Source organism: Blastococcus sp. CT_GayMR20, assembly GCF_004570345.1.
This window is the reverse complement of sequence record NZ_SPQM01000249.1, coordinates 1-4,243: the sequence shown is the minus strand read 5'-3', so window position 1 is coordinate 4,243 and position 4,243 is coordinate 1. Positions and strand designations below refer to the sequence as shown.

General features: G+C 68.8%; 5 protein-coding genes and 1 pseudogene. All 6 read left to right on the top strand.

Annotated elements, in window-relative coordinates:
* Nucleotides 1-442, top strand: a 442-nt coding sequence (nusG, locus tag E4P40_RS26700; RefSeq protein WP_135161329.1) for a transcription termination/antitermination protein NusG, incomplete at its 5' end; no start/stop codon positions are given.
* Nucleotides 443-483: 41 nt separating this feature from the next.
* The gene (rplK, locus tag E4P40_RS26695) at nt 484-915 is read left to right on the top strand and encodes a 50S ribosomal protein L11 (protein WP_135161328.1); all 432 of its coding nucleotides are present in this window, start codon (nt 484-486) and stop codon (nt 913-915) included.
* Between the two features lie 103 nt (nt 916-1,018).
* Nucleotides 1,019-1,738, top strand: a complete 720-nt coding sequence (gene rplA, locus E4P40_RS26690) for a 50S ribosomal protein L1 (RefSeq protein WP_116451038.1) — start codon at nt 1,019-1,021, stop codon at nt 1,736-1,738.
* Nucleotides 1,739-2,081: 343 nt separating this feature from the next.
* A pseudogene (gene rplJ, locus E4P40_RS26685) lies at nt 2,082-2,588 on the top strand (50S ribosomal protein L10); the annotation flags it as partial.
* Nucleotides 2,589-2,764: 176 nt separating this feature from the next.
* The gene (gene rplL / locus E4P40_RS26680) at nt 2,765-3,148 is read left to right on the top strand and encodes a 50S ribosomal protein L7/L12 (RefSeq protein WP_348519658.1); all 384 of its coding nucleotides are present in this window, start codon (nt 2,765-2,767) and stop codon (nt 3,146-3,148) included.
* Nucleotides 3,149-3,458: 310 nt separating this feature from the next.
* A partial coding sequence (locus tag E4P40_RS26675) for an ATP-binding cassette domain-containing protein (protein WP_135161325.1) occupies nt 3,459-4,243 on the top strand: 785 nt, incomplete at its 3' end.

Here is a 4,243-nt window from a genome sequence, read left to right as displayed (position 1 = left end):
CACCGAGATCAAGAACGGCAAGCGCGCGCAGGTCAACCGCAAGGTCCTGCCGGGCTACCTGCTCGTGCGCATGGAGCTCAACGACGAGTCGTGGGGCGCCGTCCGGAACACCCCGGGCGTCACCGGCTTCGTCGGCGCGACGTCCAAGCCCTCGCCGTTGACCCTCGACGAGGTCGTGAAGATCCTCGTCCCCGCGACCACGCCGCAGGCCGCCCGGGCCACAGGTGGCGAGGCCGCCTCGGGCGGCGCCGCGGCCGCGCCGACCGCCGTCGTCGACTTCGAGGTCGGGGAGTCGGTCACCGTCATGGACGGGCCGTTCGCGACGCTCCCCGCCACGATCAACGAGATCAACGCCGAGCAGCAGAAGCTGCAGGTGCTGGTCTCCATCTTCGGCCGCGAGACGCCCGTCGAGCTGTCGTTCAACCAGGTGTCAAAGATCTGAGCGGTCCACCCGGACCGGATCAGCAGAGATAGAAGGAAGTCATGCCCCCCAGGAAGCGGTTGACCGCGGTCATCAAGCTCCAGATCAACGCCGGTGCGGCCACCCCCGCCCCGCCCGTGGGTCCGGCGCTCGGCCAGCACGGCGTCAACATCATGGAGTTCTGCAAGGCCTACAACGCCGCGACCGAGTCGCAGCGCGGCAACGTCATCCCGGTCGAGATCTCGGTCTTCGAGGACCGGTCGTTCACGTTCGTCACCAAGACCCCGCCGGCCGCACGCATGCTGCTCAAGGCCGCCGGCGTCGACAAGGGATCGGGCGAGCCGCACAAGACGAAGGTCGCCACGGTCACCCGTGACCAGGTCCGCGAGATCGCCACCACCAAGATGGCCGACCTCAACGCCAACGACCTCGACCAGGCCGAGAAGATCATCGCCGGCACCGCCCGGTCGATGGGCATCACGGTCACCGGCTGAGCCCCAGCTCCACCACGTATCAGTGGGAGGGCCTCGCCAGGCCCGTTCACCACACGACCGGGGCTCTGCTCATCACGACGGAGCCCCCCGGAGAGGAAACACCATGGCGAAGCACGGCAAGAAGTTCCGCGCAGTGGCCGAGAAGGTCGACCGCGACAACCTGTACAGCCCGCTCCAGGCCGCCAAGCTGGCCAAGGAGACGTCGACGACGTCCTACGACGCAACCGTCGAGGTCGCGATGCGGCTGGGCGTCGACCCGCGCAAGGCCGACCAGATGGTCCGCGGCACGGTCAACCTGCCCCACGGCACCGGCAAGACCGCTCGCGTCATCGTCTTCGCGACCGGTGACAAGGCCGCCGAGGCCGAGGCCGCCGGCGCCGACGTCGTCGGTTCCGACGACCTGATCGAGAGGATCCAGGGCGGCTTCCTGGACTTCGACGCGGCGATCGCGACCCCGGACCAGATGGCCAAGGTGGGCCGCATCGCCCGCATCCTCGGCCCCCGCGGCCTGATGCCGAACCCGAAGACCGGCACGGTGACCCCGGACGTCACCAAGGCCGTCAACGACATCAAGGGCGGGAAGATCAACTTCCGCGTCGACAAGCAGGCGAACCTGCACCTCGTCATCGGCAAGACGTCCTTCGACGAGGCCAAGCTGGTGGAGAACTACGCGGCCGCCCTCGACGAGGTCCTGCGCGCCAAGCCGTCGTCGGCGAAGGGCCGGTACCTGAAGAAGGTGACCGTCTCGACGACGATGGGCCCGGGCATCCCGGTCGACCCGAACCGCACCCGCAACATGCTGGTGGACGAGCCCACCGCCTGATGATCAGGTGACCTGATCACCAGGGTTCCTGGCTCACCGTCGACGGTGAGCCAGGAACCCACGAGGTGAGCCAGGACGGCCCCGCCGCGTACCCACGCGGCGGGGCCGTCCTGGTATCGCGTACTCTTGTCGACGTTCCCCCCAAGACCGCTGGTCGTCGCACGTCCGCGTGCGATCGAAGGTCCCGGAGCTCCGGGCGACCCGCGCAGGAGGACGGTTCGATCGACGCGCGCTCGCGCGTCCCTCGCCCCGTGCGCCCTGCGCCGGGGCGTTCCTCGTCTCCGGGGCCACCGAACGCCGTTGTACGCCGGCCGGTGGTCGCCCGACTGACGAGAGGAGGCCCATGCCCACGCAGGCGAAGGCCGCGGTGATCGACGAGATCACCGAGCGGTTCCAGAACTCCAGTGCGGCCGTGCTCACCGAGTACCGCGGGCTGACCGTGGCGCAGCTGACCCAGCTGCGTCGTTCCCTCGGTGCGGGCAGCAGCTACGCCGTCGTCAAGAACACCCTGACGAAGCGGGCGGCGGACTCGGTCGGTTTCTCCGACCTCGCCCCGCTGCTCAACGGACCGACCGCGATCGCCTTCATCGAGGGTGACCCGGTCGAGGCCGCGAAGGCCATCCGTGACTTCGCCCGGGCCAACCCGATGCTCGTCGTCAAGGGCGGCGTCGTCGAGGGCCGCACGGTCGACGCCCGCGAGGTCACCCGCCTCGCCGACGTCGAGAGCCGTGAGGTGCTCCTGGCCAAGCTGGCCGGCGCGATGAAGGGCAACCTGACCAAGGCTGCCGGGCTGTTCCAGGCCCCGCTGTCCCAGATGGCCCGACTCGCCGCCGCGCTGCAGGAGAAGAAGCCCGCCGAGGCTGCCGCTCCCGCCGCCGACGACGCCCCGGCTGCCGAGGCTCCCGCCGCGGACGCCGACAGCGCTGCTGCTGACACCACCCCCGAGACGGCCCCCCCGGCCACCGAATCCGCAGCCGCCGACGCGGCCAGCGACGACTGACCCAGAAGGAGACAGACATGGCCAAGATTTCCAGCTCGGACCTGCTCGACGCGTTCAAGGAGATGACCCTCCTCGAGCTGTCCGACTTCGTGAAGCAGTTCGAGGAGACGTTCGACGTCACCGCTGCTGCCCCCGTGGCCGTCGCGGCCGCTCCCGCCGCCGGTGGCGGCGGCGGTGGCGACGAGGCCGCTGCCGAGCAGGACGAGTTCGACGTCATCCTCGAGGCGGCCGGCGACAAGAAGATCCAGGTCATCAAGGAGGTGCGCGGCCTGACCTCGCTCGGCCTCAAGGAGGCCAAGGACCTGGTCGACAACGCGCCGAAGCCGGTCCTGGAGAAGGTCGCCAAGGACGCTGCTGACAAGGCCAAGGCCGCCCTCGAGGGCGCCGGCGCCACCGTCACCGTCAAGTGACACCGTCCCCGGCGTAGTCGGGGAACGCACCACAGCACGTAGCAGGGGCCGTCCTCCTTCGGGAGGGCGGCCCCTGCTGCATCCCCCCGAACAGGGGAATCCGTGCCCGGCAGGAGGATGTGTGGAGATCCAGGTCACGGGAAACCCGTGACACACGTAACCTTGTCCCCGCATTGTCGTTACTCGTCAGTAGAAGCGGCTCACCGGCGTCCGGATGCGGACACAACCGGGACGTCGCACACTGCCGGGGCTCGTCGATGCGACGGGGCGGGGAACCGGCAACGCAGCCGGAGCGGAGGGGCAGGCAGTCGTGGGCGTCGCAGTAGAGGTCGAGGGGCTGACCAAGTCGTTCGGCAGCCAGAACATCTGGAGCGACGTCACCCTGACCTTGCCGCCGGGGGAGATCTCGGTCCTGCTCGGCCCGTCGGGCACCGGCAAGTCGGTGTTCCTGAAGTCGCTGGTCGGTCTGCTCAAGCCCGAGAAGGGCTCGATCGTCATCAAGGACACCGACATCGTCCGGACCAGCGAGCACAATCTCTACGAGATCCGGAAGCTGTTCGGCGTCCTGTTCCAGGACGGCGCGCTCTTCGGGTCGATGAACCTCTTCGACAACATCGCCTTCCCGCTGCGCGAGCACACCAAGAAGAGCGAGTCGGAGATCAAGAGCATCGTCCTCGAGAAGATGGACATGGTCGGTCTGCAGGGTGCCGAGGGAAAGCTCCCCGGTGAGATCTCCGGAGGTATGCGCAAGCGCGCCGGCCTCGCCCGCGCCCTGGTGCTCGACCCCGAGATCATCCTGTTCGACGAGCCGGACTCCGGTCTCGACCCGGTCCGCGTCGCCTACCTCAACCAGCTGATCGTCGACCTCAACGCCCAGATCGACGCGACGTTCCTCATCGTCACCCATGACATCGGGACGGCGCGGACGGTCCCGGACAACCTGGGTCTGCTGTTCCGCCGCAACCTGGTGATGTTCGGCCCGCGCGAGCAGCTGCTCACCTCGCAGGAGCCGGTGGTCCGCCAGTTCCTCAACGGCCGCCGCGAGGGCCCCATCGGGATGAGCGAGGAGAAGGACGTCGCCCAGGTGGAGGCCGA

Bases quoted from the DNA above. Each gene is read 5' to 3' on its own strand.
- rplA (WP_116451038.1), top strand. From the start codon at position 1,019: ATGGCGAAGCACGGCAAGAAGTTCCGCGCAGTGGCCGAGAAGGTCGAC.
- rplK (WP_135161328.1), top strand. From the start codon at position 484: ATGCCCCCCAGGAAGCGGTTGACCGCGGTCATCAAGCTCCAGATCAAC.